This window comes from Streptomyces sp. NPDC006335 (assembly GCF_040612795.1).
Lineage (GTDB): Bacteria > Actinomycetota > Actinomycetes > Streptomycetales > Streptomycetaceae > Streptomyces.
The window spans coordinates 1296029-1310365 of the sequence record NZ_JBEXQX010000001.1 but is presented as its reverse complement, the minus strand read 5'-3'; the positions used below and the strand labels follow the sequence as shown (position 1 = coordinate 1310365).

11 protein-coding genes and 1 pseudogene are annotated in these 14337 nt (G+C 71.2%); 3 read left to right on the top strand and 9 right to left on the bottom strand.

Features of this window, described 5'->3' with window-relative positions; genetic code table 11:
* From ABZ098_RS05830 to ABZ098_RS05800, 7 genes are all read right to left on the bottom strand, one after another.
* The coding region (locus ABZ098_RS05830) for an extracellular solute-binding protein (protein ID WP_356587567.1) at nt 1-506 on the bottom strand (506 nt) is incomplete at its 3' end.
* A gap of 202 nt (nt 507-708) precedes the next feature.
* Entirely contained in the window at nt 709-1764 is a 1056-nt protein-coding gene (locus tag ABZ098_RS05825; protein WP_356587565.1) for a LacI family DNA-binding transcriptional regulator, read from the bottom strand.
* A gap of 1374 nt (nt 1765-3138) precedes the next feature.
* Nucleotides 3139-3528, bottom strand: a complete 390-nt coding sequence (gene rbsD, locus ABZ098_RS05820) for a D-ribose pyranase (RefSeq protein ID WP_356587563.1) — start codon at nt 3526-3528, stop codon at nt 3139-3141.
* Complete coding sequence (locus ABZ098_RS05815) at nt 3525-4430, bottom strand: ribokinase (RefSeq protein WP_356587561.1); 906 nt, start codon at nt 4428-4430, stop codon at nt 3525-3527. Before ABZ098_RS05815 ends, rbsD begins: the two co-directional genes overlap by 4 nt.
* Nucleotides 4431-4496: 66 nt before the next feature.
* Nucleotides 4497-6443, bottom strand: a complete 1947-nt coding sequence (locus ABZ098_RS05810) for a substrate-binding domain-containing protein (protein WP_356587559.1) — start codon at nt 6441-6443, stop codon at nt 4497-4499.
* Complete coding sequence (locus tag ABZ098_RS05805; RefSeq protein WP_356587557.1) at nt 6430-7959, bottom strand: sugar ABC transporter ATP-binding protein; 1530 nt, start codon at nt 7957-7959, stop codon at nt 6430-6432. Before ABZ098_RS05805 ends, ABZ098_RS05810 begins: the two co-directional genes overlap by 14 nt.
* A complete protein-coding gene (locus ABZ098_RS05800) occupies nt 7956-8975 on the bottom strand; it encodes a LacI family DNA-binding transcriptional regulator (protein WP_356587555.1) in 1020 nt (339 codons plus the stop codon). Before ABZ098_RS05800 ends, ABZ098_RS05805 begins: the two co-directional genes overlap by 4 nt.
* Before the next feature lie 209 nt (nt 8976-9184).
* Here ABZ098_RS05800 and ABZ098_RS05795 point away from each other — a divergent pair, with 209 nt between their 5' ends.
* Entirely contained in the window at nt 9185-9550 is a 366-nt protein-coding gene (locus tag ABZ098_RS05795) for a hypothetical protein (RefSeq protein WP_356587553.1), read from the top strand.
* 187 nt (nt 9551-9737) lie between these two features.
* Here the strand turns inward: ABZ098_RS05795 and ABZ098_RS05790 are convergent, their stop codons facing one another.
* On the bottom strand, nt 9738-10763 hold the full coding sequence (locus ABZ098_RS05790; RefSeq protein ID WP_356587551.1) for a hypothetical protein: 1026 nt from the start codon (nt 10761-10763) through the stop codon (nt 9738-9740).
* Nucleotides 10764-10863: 100 nt separating this feature from the next.
* On the opposite strand from ABZ098_RS05790, the gene ABZ098_RS05785 reads away from it, so the two are divergent.
* A complete protein-coding gene (locus ABZ098_RS05785; protein ID WP_356587549.1) occupies nt 10864-11523 on the top strand; it encodes a TetR/AcrR family transcriptional regulator in 660 nt (219 codons plus the stop codon).
* Nucleotides 11524-11552: 29 nt separating this feature from the next.
* Here the strand turns inward: ABZ098_RS05785 and ABZ098_RS05780 are convergent.
* A pseudogene (locus ABZ098_RS05780) lies at nt 11553-11735 on the bottom strand (hypothetical protein); the annotation flags it as partial.
* Between the two features lie 125 nt (nt 11736-11860).
* Here ABZ098_RS05780 and ABZ098_RS05775 point away from each other — a divergent pair.
* On the top strand, nt 11861-14110 hold the full coding sequence (locus ABZ098_RS05775) for an ATP-dependent RecD-like DNA helicase (protein WP_356587547.1): 2250 nt from the start codon (nt 11861-11863) through the stop codon (nt 14108-14110).
* The last annotated feature ends 227 nt before the right edge of the window (nt 14111-14337 follow it).

Genomic DNA, 14337 nt, shown 5'->3' with positions numbered 1-14337 from the left:
ATGTCCACCCCGGCCTTCTTCAGGACCGCCTTGTTGTAGTAGAGGGCCAGCGTGTTCGCGCCGATCGGCGTGCCGTACGTCTTGCCGCCCGACTGACCGGCCGCCAGCAGGTTGGGATCGACCTTGGAGGTGTCCAGCTTGCTGTCGGCGGTCGTGGTCAGCACGCCCGCCTCCGCCAGCGTCGACACCACCGGGTTGTCGACGATCAGGACATCCGCGGAATTGCCCTGCTGCGCCGCCAGCAGCGCCTTGTTCGTGAGATCACTGGTGTCGAAGCCGGTCCGCTTGACCTTCACCCCCGCCTGGGTACCGCACTTGTCCAGCAGATCCGTCCACGCCGAGCCCTTGGCGAACTGCGGGTACGGGTCCCAGACCGTGTACGTGCCGCTGTCCGCTGCCTTCGTGGAGCTGCCGCTCCCGCTGGAGGAACACGCGGTGGCGCCGGTGGTGACGGCGACGACGGTCAGGGCTGCGGCGGTGAGACGCCGTCTGGCGGATCGGTTCATGGTGTCTTCCTCACGGGTTTTGGCACAGGTGTGCCTTGAGATCGGCACAGGGGTGCCCTGGGGTCGGCACGGGTGTGCCGTGGGAGAGGTGTTCGGGAGCTGTCGGGCTCGCCGGACCCGGGCCGGGAGGCCGGGCGGGGAGGCCGGGGGGCCCGTATGGGGTGCGGAGGGGGAGAGGGCGAGGGAGGGAGGTGGGTGACGGTCAGGGATGCTTGGGGAGGCCCAAGTCCGCGCCGGGGTCGGCGGCCCTTGTGCCGACAGGTGCGGTGCTCGCTCGCAAGGAGATCGGTGGTGCGAGCAGGTGGTGCCGGGCCGGTGCGTCCGGGTCGTCGAGCCGCTTGACCAACAGGTCGACGGCGAGGCGGCCCATCTGTTCCGCCGGCACGTCCGCGGCGGTGAGCTGCGGGGTCACCGTCTCCGCCCACCGGCCGGCCACCACCCCGGTGACGGAGAAGTCGCGCGGCACATGACGACCGGCCTGGGCCAGCCCCCGGTAGAGACCACCGAGCGCGGCCTCGTTCAGCGTGACCAGGGCCGTGGTGGCCGGGTCGTCGTGCAGGATCCGTTCCAGACAGGCCAGGCCCGCGGCGGCGTCGTCCGCGCAGCAGTACGTCCGGACGGTGAGCCCGCGTTCGGCCGCGGCCTTGGTGAAGCCGTCCAGGCCGCGGTGCGCGGACTCGTACCCGGCCCTCAGGAGTTGTTCGGGCCGGTTGACGAAGGCGACCCGGCGGTGGCCGAGGTCCGCGAGGTGGTGGACGCAGGCCGCCGCCAGCGCGGTGTGGTCCAGTCCGACCCACCAGCTGCCCTCCGGGTGGGCCGTACGGCCGATGGCGACCGAGGGGAAACCCACCGCCGTGAGGTGGTCGAGCCGGTCGTCCTGGAGCCGGATCTCCATCAGGATCGCGCCGTCGACCCGCCGCTCCCCCAGCAGCCGCTGGAACGAGCGGTCGCTGTCCACCCCGCTGGGAGAGAGCAGCACGTCGTAGTCGTAGGCCGCGGCGGCCTCGGTGACGCTGCCGATGAAGTCCAGCTGCATGCCGGTGTAGTGGTTGCCGGCCGGCGGGAAGACCAGACCGATGGTGTTGGTCCGGCCGTTGGCCAGGGCGCGGGCACTGGCGTTGGGCTGGTAGCCCAGCTCGTCGATGACCCGCTGGATCTTGTCGCGGGTCTCCTCGGACACGGGGCGCTTCCCGCTCAGGGCGTACGACACGGTGCTCCGCGAGACACCGGCCCGCTTGGCGATCTCACCGATGTTCACGGGGGCTCCTTGCCTGCAGGTGTCGAACCGGTTCGAGGAATACCAGGGTGCGGAATCAGCCAGATGCCGATCGTCGAACCGGTTCGCGTGAAGTGAAGGTAGGAGCAACCCGGGCAGGTGTCAACGCCTCGTGTCGAAATTCTCGTAACGGCCCGGAAACGTCGGTGTGCCGAGATTCGCTGTCTGGTTTGCCTGGCTGTCGGCCCGTTTAGGAGGCGGACTGGATGCCCGGATCTGTGGACGGCGGGCACCTTGATCTGCCCGGCCGGTCGGCCGCGGACGCCCGAAGAGATCCATGTCAGGGGGCTATTACTGGCCGCGTCCCGCTGCTAGCGTGATCGAATCGGTTCGATGAATCGCCGCAGGGATGAGTGCTGTCGAGGCGCCACCTCCGCGGGGCGTTGTGCGGCCCCTTGCCCCTGCGCCGAGGGCATCTGCCGCCCGGAGCTCCCCCTTCGGGCGGCGGCTGCACCCGGGTGGCCGCTCGGGCTCGTGGGTGGCGGTGGCGGTGGCTGCGTTGCCGACACGGCACACAGGGGCCGGCTTGTACGTACGCGACGCGTAGGTGCCGAACCTGCGTCCGGCGCGCGACGGAACCTGCCCGTCTTCTCCCTGGTCGGGAACGGCAGCAAGGCCCGTGCGGGCCGTGCCCCTTCTTGATCTCCCGGGTACGAACCGGCAGGGGAGGGCTTGGATCGTGTGGACATCGACGGAACGCGCCCCGTTGGCGCCTGACCGGAACCGTCGGACACGCCTGTGCACGGGCGTGCTCACCGGCCCCGCAGCCGGGCCCGCGCCCGCCCCTCCCCGGCACTGCGCCCCGCGGATCTCGCAGCGGAGGCCCCCGAACCGCAGCCCGCCCCTCCCCGGGCGCCGCGCCCCGCGAACCGCGCCCGCCCGTCCCCGGCGCCGCGCGGACCGAGCAGCCGGGGCCCGCGAACCGTGCACGCTGCTCTCGGCACTGCGCCCCGCGGATCCCGCAGCCGAGGTCCGCGAAACACCGCCCGCCCCTCCCGAGGCGCCGCGCCCCGCGGATCCCGCAGCCGAGGTCCGCGAACCGCAGCCCGCCCCTCCCCGGGCGCCGCGCCCCGCGGCCCCCCGCAGCCGCCCCTCCCCGGCGCCGCGCCCCCGCGGATCCCGCAGCTTCCCTCCTCCCGCAGGCCGAGGTCGCAGCGCGCATCGAGGAGGCGGTCTCCGCCGACCTCGCTGAGCGCACCGGCATGCCCGCCCGCTCCACGTCGGAGATCGGCGACGCAACCGCGCCCGCCCCCCGGCGCCGCGCCCCGCGGAGATGTGCCACGGCCCGCGCAGAATCCTGCCCGGGCCGTGAACAGCGGTCACTGGATGCCTTGGAAACAGCGGTAATCGACTGCCCTAGAAGAACACCCCGCACCTGAGCAGCACGTTCGAGTACGGCCGGGCCTCCCCCGTGCGCACGATCAGCCGCGCGCCCGCCGACAGCTCCTTGAGCTTCTCGTGGGAGACCAGGTCCAGTTCGGGGAAGCGGGCCTCCAGGAGCTCCGCGGCCGCCGGGTTGGCCTTCCGCACCTCCGCCGCCGCGGTGCCCCCCTCCACGACCAGCTCGGCGAGCAGCCCGTCGAGGACCTCGGCGAAGGACGGCACCCCGGCCCGGAAGGCCAGGTCGACCACGCGCGGCCCGTCGGGGATCGGCATGCCGGCGTCGCACACCAGCACCCCGTCCCCGTGCCCCAGTTCGGCGAGCGCGCCGGAGAGATGGCGGTTCAGTATTCCGGCCCTCTTCACAGCGCCGCGACCTCCTCCGAGGTGGGGAAGGAGTCCTGCGCACCCTCCCGGGTCACCGCGACCGCCCCCACGCGGGACGCGTACGAGGCCGCCTCCGTCAGGGAGGCACCCTCCCCGAGCCGGAACGCCAGCGCCGCCGTGAAGGCGTCCCCGGCCCCCGTGGTGTCCACCGCGTCCACCTTCACCGACGCCACCCGGGTCACGTGCCCGGACGAGGACGCCACAAGCGACCCCTCGGCACCCAGCGTCACCACCACCGACCGCGGCCCCTTCGCGAGCAGCAGCCCCGCCCAGTCCTCAGGCCGGTCGCTGACACAGGCCGCACCCAGGATCACCTTCGCCTCGTGCTCGTTGACGATCAGCGGATCACAGGCGGCCAGCACCTCCGTGGGCAACGGCCGCGGCGGCGACGGGTTCAGCACGAACCGGCTGTCCGGCGACAGGTTCCGTACGACCTCCACGACCGTCTCCAGCGGGATCTCCAGCTGGGTCGACACCACCCGGGAGGCGTGGAAGAGGCTGACCGCGGCCCGCACGTCACCCGGCGTCAGACGCCCGTTGGCACCCGGCGACACCACGATGCTGTTGTCCCCGGACGGGTCGACGGTGATCAGCGCGACCCCGGTCGGCGCCCCGCCCACCAACACACCCACCGTGTCGACCCCGGCCGCCCGCTGCGAGTCCAGCAGCAGCCGGCCGTGTCCGTCGTCACCGACCCGGGCCAGCAACGCCGTACGGGCACCCAACCGGGCCGCCGCGACCGCCTGGTTGGCGCCCTTGCCCCCCGGGTGCACGGCCAGGTCCGAGCCGAGCACCGTCTCGCCGGCCCCTGGCCGCCGCTCCACGCCGATCACCAGGTCGGCGTTGGCCGACCCTACGACCAGAAGGTCGTAGTCGTACATGAGTGACTCCCCTAGTCAGTGACGCGGGGCGGGCGGTCGAAGCGACCGCCCGCCCTTACGCCGTCGTCAGCCCGTGAAACCGGCCACGTTCTCCTTCGTGACCACCTTCACCGGCACCTTGATGGTCTCCTCGACCTTCTTGCCCTGAAGGGCCTTCAGCGCGTTGTCCACGGCGATCTTGCCCAACTGGGAAGGCTGCTGTGCCACGGACGCGTACAGCGTGCCGTCCTTCACCGCGTTCAGGCCGTCCGGGGTGCCGTCGAAACCGACCACCGAGACCGACTTGCCGGCCTTGGAGCCCAGCGCCTTGATCGCGCCGAGCGCCATCTCGTCGTTGGCGGCGATGACACCCTGGACGTCCGGGTGGGCCTGGAGCAGGTTCGACATCACGTCGAGGCCCTTGGTGCGGTCGAAGTCGGCGGGCTGCTGCGCGACGACCTGGATGCCCGGGTACGCCTTGAGGCCGTTGGCGAAACCCTCGGCGCGCTCACGGGCCGCCGACGTACCGGCCTGCCCCTGGAGGATCACGATCTTGCCCTTGCCGCCGAGCTTCTCGCCGATGGTCTTGGCGGCGAGCTCACCGCCGGCGACGTTGTCGGAGGCGACCAGCGCGTCCACAGAAGCCTTGTTGACGCCCCGGTCCACCGCGATGACCGGGATCTTCGCCTTGTCGGCGGCCTTCACGCTGTTGCTCGCCGCGTCCGAGTCCACCGGGTTGACGATGATCGCGCCGAGGCTCGAACTGGTGAAGTTCTGGAGCTGGTTGGCCTGCTGGGAAGCGTCGTTCTGGGCGTCCGTGACGGTCAGGTCCACGCCCAGCTTCTTCGCCTCGGCCTGGGCGCCCGCCCGGATCTGCACGAAGAAGGGGTTGTTGAGGGTGGAGAGCGACAGACCGACCTTCGGGTTCGCCGTGGAGGAGGAGCCGTTGTGCAGGAAGGAGGTCGCGCCGACGATCGCCACGGTGACCACGGCCGCGAGACCGTACGTCGCCGCCTGGCGCCCCTTGCCGCCCGGCCCGCCGGCACCCGCGGCCACCGGGGTCGCCCCCGCCTTGCGGCGCAGGGTGTCCAGGAGCACCGCCAGCGCGATGACGACACCGATGACGACCTGCTGCCAGAACGCGGACACGTTCAGCAGGTTGAGGCCGTTGCGCAGCACCGCCAGGATCAGCGCGCCGATCAGCGTCCCGGACGCCTTGCCGGTGCCGCCCGCGAGCGAGGCACCGCCGATGACGACCGCGGCGATCGCGTCCAGCTCGTAGCCGTCGGCGGCCTGCGGCTGCGCCGAGGAGAGCCGGGCCGCCAGCACGACACCCGCAACGGCGGCGAAGACACCGGAGAAGGCGTAGATGGCGAGCTTCTGCTTCTTCACCCGGAGGCCGGAGAGGCGGGCCGCCTCCTCGTTGCCGCCGATCGCGTACATGGAACGGCCGATGTACGTCCGTCCCAGCACGAAGGCCGCGATCAGCCCCATGACGACCATGACGAGGACGGGCACCGGCAGCCAGCCGCCGAGCGTGTCACCGAGGTGCGAGACGGAGTCGGGGAAGGCGATCGGGGAGCCCTCGGAGATCACCAGCGACAGACCGCGCGCCACCGAGAGCATCGCCAAGGTCGCGATGAACGGGGGGAGTTTGCCGTACGCGATCAGGAAGCCGTTGACGAGTCCGGCCGCGATGCCGGTGACCACGGCCAGCAGGACCGCTATGAGGACCGGCACCCCGTGTGACGTGGCGCTCCAGGCGAGGACGGTGGCCGACAGGGCCGCCACCGAGCCCACCGACAGGTCGATGCCCGCCGAGACGATCACGAAGGTCACACCGAAGGCGAGGATGGCGGTCACGGCCGCCTGGACGCCGACGTTGAGCAGGTTGTCGGTGGTCAGGAAGTCGCCCGACAGCGCCGACATGGCGATGACGAGGACGATCAGCGCGGTGAGCGCGCCGTTGTCGAGGAGCAGCCGGCGCAGGCCATCCGCGCTCGCCCCGCTCTTGAGCGTGTCAGTGGCGGCCACGGGGGGCCTCCTTCTCGGTCTTGACGTTGTTCGTGCTGACGGCGAGTGCCATCACGGAGTCCTGGGTGGCCTCGGCGGCGTCGAGTTCGCCGGCGATCCGGCCCTGGGCCATCACCAGCACCCGGTCGCTCATGCCGAGCACCTCGGGCAGATCGCTGGAGATCATGAGGACGGCGGCCCCTTGGGACGTCAGCTCGTTGATGAGCTGGTAGATCTCGACCTTGGCGCCGACGTCGATCCCGCGCGTGGGCTCGTCGAGGATCAGCACCTTGGTGTCGGCGAGCAGCCACTTGCCGATGACGACCTTCTGCTGGTTGCCGCCGGAGAGCGTCCGCACGTGCTGGTGCAGGCCCGCCATCCGGACCCCGAGCTGTTCGGCGATCCGCGCGGCGGCCTCCCGCTGCCCCTTGAGGTCGACGAGCCCCGCGCGGGTGGCGGCCCGCATGGTCACCAGCCCGAGGTTCTCCTCGACCGACTGGTCCAGCACCAGGCCCTGGCCCTTGCGGTCCTCCGGGATCAGCCCGATCCCGGCGGCCATGGCGGCGCCCACGTCATGGCCCCTCAGGGGCGCCCCGGCGACGTGCACGGCGCCGCTGTCGTACGGGTCCGCGCCGAACACGGCCCGTACGACCTCGGTACGGCCCGCTCCGACCAGCCCGGCGATGCCGACCACCTCGCCGGCGTGCACCTCGAAGCCGATGTCGTGGAAGACGCCGTCGCGCGTGAGGCCCTCGACCTTCAGCAGGGCCGCTCCGGTGTCGCCGCGCTCCCGCGGGTACTGCTGCTCGATCGACCGCCCCACCATCAGGCGTACGAGTTCGTCCTCGGGCGTGGCGGCGGGCACCTGGCCGACGGACTTCCCGTCCCGGATGACCGTGACCCGGTCGCCCAGGGCGGCGATCTCCTCCAGGTGGTGGGTGATGAAGACGATCCCGACCCCGTCCTCGCGCAGCCTGCGCACGATCGCGAAGAGCTTGTCGACCTCCTCCGAGGTGAGCACGGCCGTCGGCTCGTCCATGATCAGCACGCGCGCGTCCAGACTGAGCGCCTTGGCGATCTCGACCATCTGGAGCCGGGCGATGCCGAGTTCACGCACACGCGCGCGGGGCGACACATTGACCCCGACGCGCTTCAGCAGCACCTCGGCGTCGGCCTCCATCGTCTTCCGGTCGATCATCCCTAGCCGGCGCGGCTGCCGGCCCAGGAAGATGTTCTCGGCGACCGTCAGATCCGGTACCAGGTTGAACTCCTGGTAGATGGTGGCGATGCCCAGCCGCTCGGCGTCCTGCGCCCCGCGGATGTGCACCTCCCGGCCGTCCACCAGGACGCGGCCCTCGTCGGGGTGGTAGGCGCCCGACAGCATCTTGATCAGCGTGCTCTTGCCGGCGCCGTTCTCGCCGAGCAGTACGTGCACCTCGCCCCGGCGCAGGTCGAAGTCGACGCCGTCGAGCGCGACCACGCCGGGGAAGGACTTCCGTATGCCCTCGATGCGCAGCAACTCGTCCTCGTTGCTCACGACGTACTCCTTTGCACGGGATGGGGGTTCTCGCCGCACGAGCGGCGGACGACCAGACGGGCGGGGAGGGTGACCGACGCGGGCGGCCGCCCCTCGATCCGGTCGACGAGCGCGCGCACGGCGGCCCGCCCCAGCTCGCCCGTGGGCTGGGCGATCGCGGTGATCGGCGGATCGGTGTGCACGAACCACGGGATGTCGTCGAACGCGGCCAGGGCGAGGTCCTCCGGCACGCGCAGCCCACGCGCGCGTACGGCGTCCAGCGCGCCCAGCGCCATCAGGTTGTCGGCCGCGAAGACGACCTCGGGCGGCTCGGGCAGGTCGAGGAAGCCCTCGGTGACCCGGCGCCCGCTCTCGGCCTGGAAGTCGCCCTGCCCTATGTAGGCGTCGGGCAGCTCCAGGCCGTACGCCTGGAGGGCCTCCCGGAAGGCCGCCACGCGCTCCTGGCCGGTCGTGGTCGCCGCGGGGCCCGCGATGATGGCGAGCCTGCGGTGCCCGAGGCCGTGCAGATGGGCGACGAGATCGCGCACCGCGGCCTGCCCGTCGGCCCTGACGACCGGCACGGCCACGCCCGGGATCCACCGGTCCACGAACACCATGGGCGTCCCCGCGCGGACGGCGTCCAGCATCAGCGGGGAGCCGCCGTCGGTGGGGGAGACCAGGAGGCCGTCGATGCGACGGTCCAGCAGGTTCCGTACGTGGTGGTCCTGGAGGTCGGGCCGTTCGTCGGCGTTCCCGATGATCACGCTGTAGCCCAGCGCGCGGGCCTCCTCCTCGACGGACCGGGCCAGCTCGGTGAAGTAGGGGTTCATCACGTCGCTGATGACCAGGCCGAGGGTGTGGGTCTGGTCGGTGCGCAGGGAGCGGGCGACGGCGTTCGGGCGGTAGCCCAGGGTCTCCACGGCGGCCAGCACGCGGGTGCGTGCGTCCGCGCTGACCGACGGATGGTCGTTCAGGACCCGCGACACCGTGGCGACGGAGACCCCCGCCTCGGCAGCGACGTCCTTGATGCTCGCCATCGCCGCTCCACCTCCTTGTGGATCGTGCTTGTGGACCGTGCGTGGAATCGATTACATCCACGTGGTGTAGAGGATTGGAATCGATTACACGGGCCTTGGCAAGACCCCGAGACCGGATCGTGATGTCGCGGGCCGCGCGGGGGCGGATCAGGCTGGGAGGAGCACGAGTCGTTCCTCATCAGGCCATGGAGGGCCGGAGCGGAGAAGTCATGACAGCGGCCACTCACGACGAGGTTCCCGTCGCTCTCGCGGGCGACGGACTGGACGTACGCACCCAGCCCATCGGCGGCGGCATGTCCGTCGGCTTCTTCCGGCTGCCCGAGGGCACCGACATGGGCCCCGCCCTCAAGGGCCTCGACGGCGACGCCTGCCAATGCCCGCACTGGGGCTACCTGTTGAAGGGCCGGCTGAAGATGCTGACGGCGGCCGGTGAGGAGGAGTACGAGGCGGGCCAGGCCTACTACTGGGGTCCCGGCCATGTCCCGGTGGCCCTGGAGGACTGCGAGTTCGTGGAGTTCTCACCGACCGAGGAGTTCCAGACGGTGATCGACCACGTGACGTCGCAGGTGGGGTAGCCGGTACCGGCGCGCGGGAGCCAGCGCGACGATCACGTTCTCGACCCGGCCCGTCATGCCGAACACCGCCGACCCACGGCCGCGGTCGTCGCCCCCCGCTTCGCCTGCCCTGGCGCGTCGAAGACCAGGACCCCGCCGTCGGCGCCGAGGCGCGGGGCGGCACCGTGGTCACCGAGCACGGCGTCCGTCACCTCCGATACCGCTGCGCCACTGCCGCGAAGGCGGCCTTGGGTTCCCACTCCATGTCGGGGTAGGTCTGCCCCCGGCGCCCCTCGAGGAGTTTGACGATGCCCAGGCCGGCCCGGTCCAGATCGTCCCTGGGATCCCCGTCCGGGCGGTGCGGGAAGCCAGGCAGGGCGAACAGGAACACGAACGCGCTGTCCACGCCCTCGGTGTCGTAGATCTCCAGCAGTTCGCTCAGATATGCGGCCTGGCCGTCCTCGTCACGCTCGTACGTGCCGTTCAGCCGCACGGGGGCCTTGGTCTCCGGGTCGTACTCGACCACTTCCAGTACCCGCCCACCGCGGTCTCCCGCGCCGCGGTAGGCGGCGGTGCCGAACCCGGTGACGGCGAGCGGCTTCGGGCCTTGGACCAGGGTGCGCACCGCGTCCCGGAACCGGTCGGCGACCTCGGCGGAGCGGATCAGCTCGAACGTCACGATGTCGAAGGGAGTCCAGTCGACCTGCTCGAACTGGATGGCTGCGTAGGTGAGTCTGCCCTGGAACCGCTCGCGGACCGTGGCCGCGGCGTCGCGGAGGAACGCGTTGATGCGCACGCCGAGCTCACGCATCGCTTCGGCCCGCCGGTCGGGCCGGCTCATCAGCTGCTCGGCCCGTTCCTCAGGGCTCCCTCCAGGCAGGAACCCGCGGTTCATCACGCTCAGCTCGACCCCTGCGACGAACACAACCGCGGCCCCCTGCCGCCGGAGCCGTTCCGCTCGCTCGGCGCAGTCGCGGAAGAGCGTGAGGATCTGCTCCGGATCCAGCTCCAGCGGATAGGGCGAGAACCAGACCTCCAGGCCGAGCTCGGCGGCGGCACCGGCGGCCAGCTCCAGTCGGTCCGGGTCGCCGCCGATGATCTGGATCGCGTTGCAGTGCAGGTCGTCGCGGATGATGGCGAGCTCACGACGGACCACCACGGGGTCGAAGTGCTCGCGGGACATCTGGCCGTGCACGACGAATCCGGTGTCGTAGGTCATTCCTCTTGCGCGCATGGTGACGTCCTCTCTGTCGGTCTCGTCGGGTCGAGGCTGACAAGAAAAGTGCGTGCACGCAAGTTTGCGTGCACGCATTTCTGTGTGGAATGCTGACCTCGTGACGACACCACGACCTGGGCTGCGGGAGCGGAAGAAGCAAGCCACGCGCGAGGCACTGCGCGAGGCGGCCCTGCGCCTGGCCGTGGAGCGCGGACCGGACCAGGTGCGGGTCGAGGACATCGCCGAGGCGGCCGGGGTCTCGCCGCGCACCTACAACAACTACTTCGCCAGCCGCGAGCAGGCGATCGTCGCCGCTGTCACCGCAGACCGGGAGGCGCGGATCGCGGAGGCGGTCGCGGCCCGGCCCGCAGGAGTGCGTCTGGCCGACGCCGTCACCGAAGCCGTGGTCGAGCAGTACACGAACACCGGCGAGCGCGAACACGAGGCGCTGCTGCTGATCACCACCCGGACCACGCTGCGCGACGCGTTCCTCGACGCCACCGCCGACATCGAGCCCCCTCTCGCGGCGGTGATCGCTGAACGCCTTGGCGACGCCGGGGCGCACACAGCCCGCGTTCTCGCGGCGAGTGTGGCCGCGGCGGTTCGCATCGCCTTGGAAGGCTGGCTTCAGCCGGCCGGGGACGCCGGGAACGCCGGGAACGCCGGGAACTCCGGAGGGCTGGTCGTGCCCTCCGGCCCCCTGCCCGACCAGCTCCGCGCGGCACTCTCCCCGCTCGCACCCGCGCTCGACGCCGCCGAGCGACGCACCCAGCCGTGAAGCCGGCCCGACTGGGGCACCAGAACCCCTCAACCGGGCAGTCCCACACGGCCACGAGACCCTCTCCAGCGCCACCCCCGCCACCACGGGGAGACTCTCCCGCGCGGCCCCGCCTCCAGCGTCCCGGCCCCCGTCGCGAGCCGCCCCCGCAGCCCGACGAGCCCGGACCCGCCGCTGCCCGCCGACCGTGGCACCTCGTCGTTCTCCACCGTCGGCACCACCCGCGCCCCCTCTCTCCGCGGAGCCACCACGCGCCGCCGCAGCGCCCGGCACGCAGCAGCCCCCCGGATCCGGCTGACCGCCGGAGGCTGTCAGTGCCGACCGGTACCGTCGGATCATGACCGATCAGGCGGGGGCCTCCACGGGCGAACGACGGCTGGCCGTACTCGAAGGCGTGCTGGAGCGCATCACGTACGCCAACGAGGACAACGGCTACACGGTCGCCCGCGTCGACACCGGTAGGGGCGGCGGCGACCTCCTCACCGTCGTCGGCGCGCTGCTCGGCGCCCAGGTGGGGGAGTCCCTGCGGATGGAGGGGCGTTGGGGCTCCCACCCGCAGTACGGCAAGCAGTTCACCGTCGAGAATTACACGACCGTCCTGCCGGCCACCGTCCAGGGCATCCGCCGCTATCTCGGTTCAGGGCTCGTCAAGGGTATCGGCCCGGTCTTCGCCGACCGCATCACCCAGCACTTCGGCACGGACACCCTGAAGATCATCGAGGAGGAGCCGAAGCGGCTCGTCGAGGTCCCCGGCCTCGGCCCCAAGCGCACCAAGAAGATCGCCGACGCCTGGGAGGAGCAGAAGGCGATCAAGGAGGTCATGCTCTTCCTCCAGACCGTCGAGGTCTCCACCTCCATCGCCGTGCGCATCTACAAGAAGTACGGCGACGCCTCGATCTCCGTCGTGAAGAACCAGCCCTACCGGCTCGCCTCCGACGTCTGGGGCATCGGCTTCCTCACCGCCGACAAGATCGCCCAGTCCGTCGGCATCCCGCACGACAGCCCGGAGCGGGTGAAAGCCGGTCTCCAGTACGCCCTTTCGCAGTCCACCGACCAGGGGCACTGCTACCTCCCCGAGGAGCAGCTGATCGCCGACGCGGTCAAGCTCCTCCAGGTCGACACCGGCCTGGTCATCGAGTGCCTCGCCGAACTCGCCCTGCCCGACGAGGACTCGGGCGAGCCCGGCGTCGTCCGCGAGAAGCTCCCGGGCCCCGACGGCCACGAGGTCACCGCCGTCTACCTCGTCCCCTTCCACCGCGCCGAACTCTCCCTCGCCGCCCAGCTGTTGCGCCTCCTGCGCACCGACCAGGACCGGATGCCCGGTTTCCGGGACGTGGCCTGGGACAAGGCGCTCGGCTGGCTGAAAAGCCGTACGGGCACCGACCTCGCCCCCGAGCAGGAGGCCGCCGTCAAGCTGGCGCTGACCAAGAAGGTCGCCGTCCTCACCGGCGGTCCCGGCTGCGGCAAGTCCTTCACCGTGCGCTCGATCGTGGAGCTGGCCCGCGCCAAGAAGGCCAAGGTCGTCCTCGCCGCCCCGACCGGCCGGGCCGCCAAGCGTCTCGCCGAGCTCACCGGCGCCGACGCCTCCACCGTCCACCGGCTCCTGGAGCTGAAGCCCGGCGGCGACGCGGCCTACGACAAGGACCGCCCGCTCGACGCCGACCTGGTGGTGGTCGACGAGGCGTCCATGCTGGACCTGCTGCTCGCCAACAAGCTGGTGAAGGCCGTACCCCCGGGCGCGCACCTGCTGTTCGTCGGGGACGTCGACCAACTGCCCAGCGTCGGGGCCGGAGAGGTCCTGCGCGACCTCCTCGCCGACGGCGGCCCGGTCCCCGCGGTGCGCCTCACGCGCGTGTTCCGGCAGGCCCAGCAGTCCGGTGTGGTCACCAACGCGCACCGCATCAACGCCGGGCAGCACCCCGTCACCGACGGCATGAAGGACTTCTTCCTCTTCGTCGAGGACGACACCGAGGAGGTCGGCCGGCTCACAGTGGATGTGGCGGCCCGTCGGATTCCGGCCAAGTTCGGCCTCGACCCGCGCCGGGACGTCCAGGTGCTCGCGCCCATGCACCGGGGCCCCGCGGGCGCCGGCACCCTCAACGGCCTGCTCCAGCAGGCCATCACCCCGGGCCGCCCCGACCTCGCCGAGAGGCGGTTCGGCGGCCGGGTCTTCCGGGTCGGCGACAAGGTCACCCAGATTCGCAACAATTACGAGAAGGGCGCCAACGGTGTCTTCAACGGCACGGTGGGCGTGGTCACCTCGCTCGACCCGGTCGACCAGCGCCTCACCGTGTTGACGGACGAGGACGAGGAGGTGCCCTACGAGTTCGACGAACTGGACGAACTGGCCCACGCGTACGCGGTGACCATCCACCGTTCCCAGGGCAGCGAGTATCCGGCCGTGGTGATCCCGGTCACCACCAGCGCCTGGATGATGCTCCAGCGGAACCTGCTGTACACGGCGGTCACCCGGGCGAAGAAGCTGGTCGTCCTCGTCGGTTCGCGCAAGGCGATCGGTCAGGCGGTGCGCACGGTCTCGGCGGGACGGCGCTGTACGGCGCTGGACTTCCGGCTCGCGGGCCTGTGACGGGCGTCAATCGTGAGGCAGCGCAAAAAATGATCGATCAAATGAGTCACGTGGGTCACAGAGCTCTTCCGGAAGCGGTTGCGGAGGGGCAGGATGAGCAAGTTGGCGGCACTCAGTGCCGCTGATACGCCCAACGGCCGACCCCGAGTGCACTCTCCTGCGCCAAATGGGGGATGGTAGAGACAGTCAGGGCAACCTCGAAGAAGAGGCACAACGTCGGTGAGGGA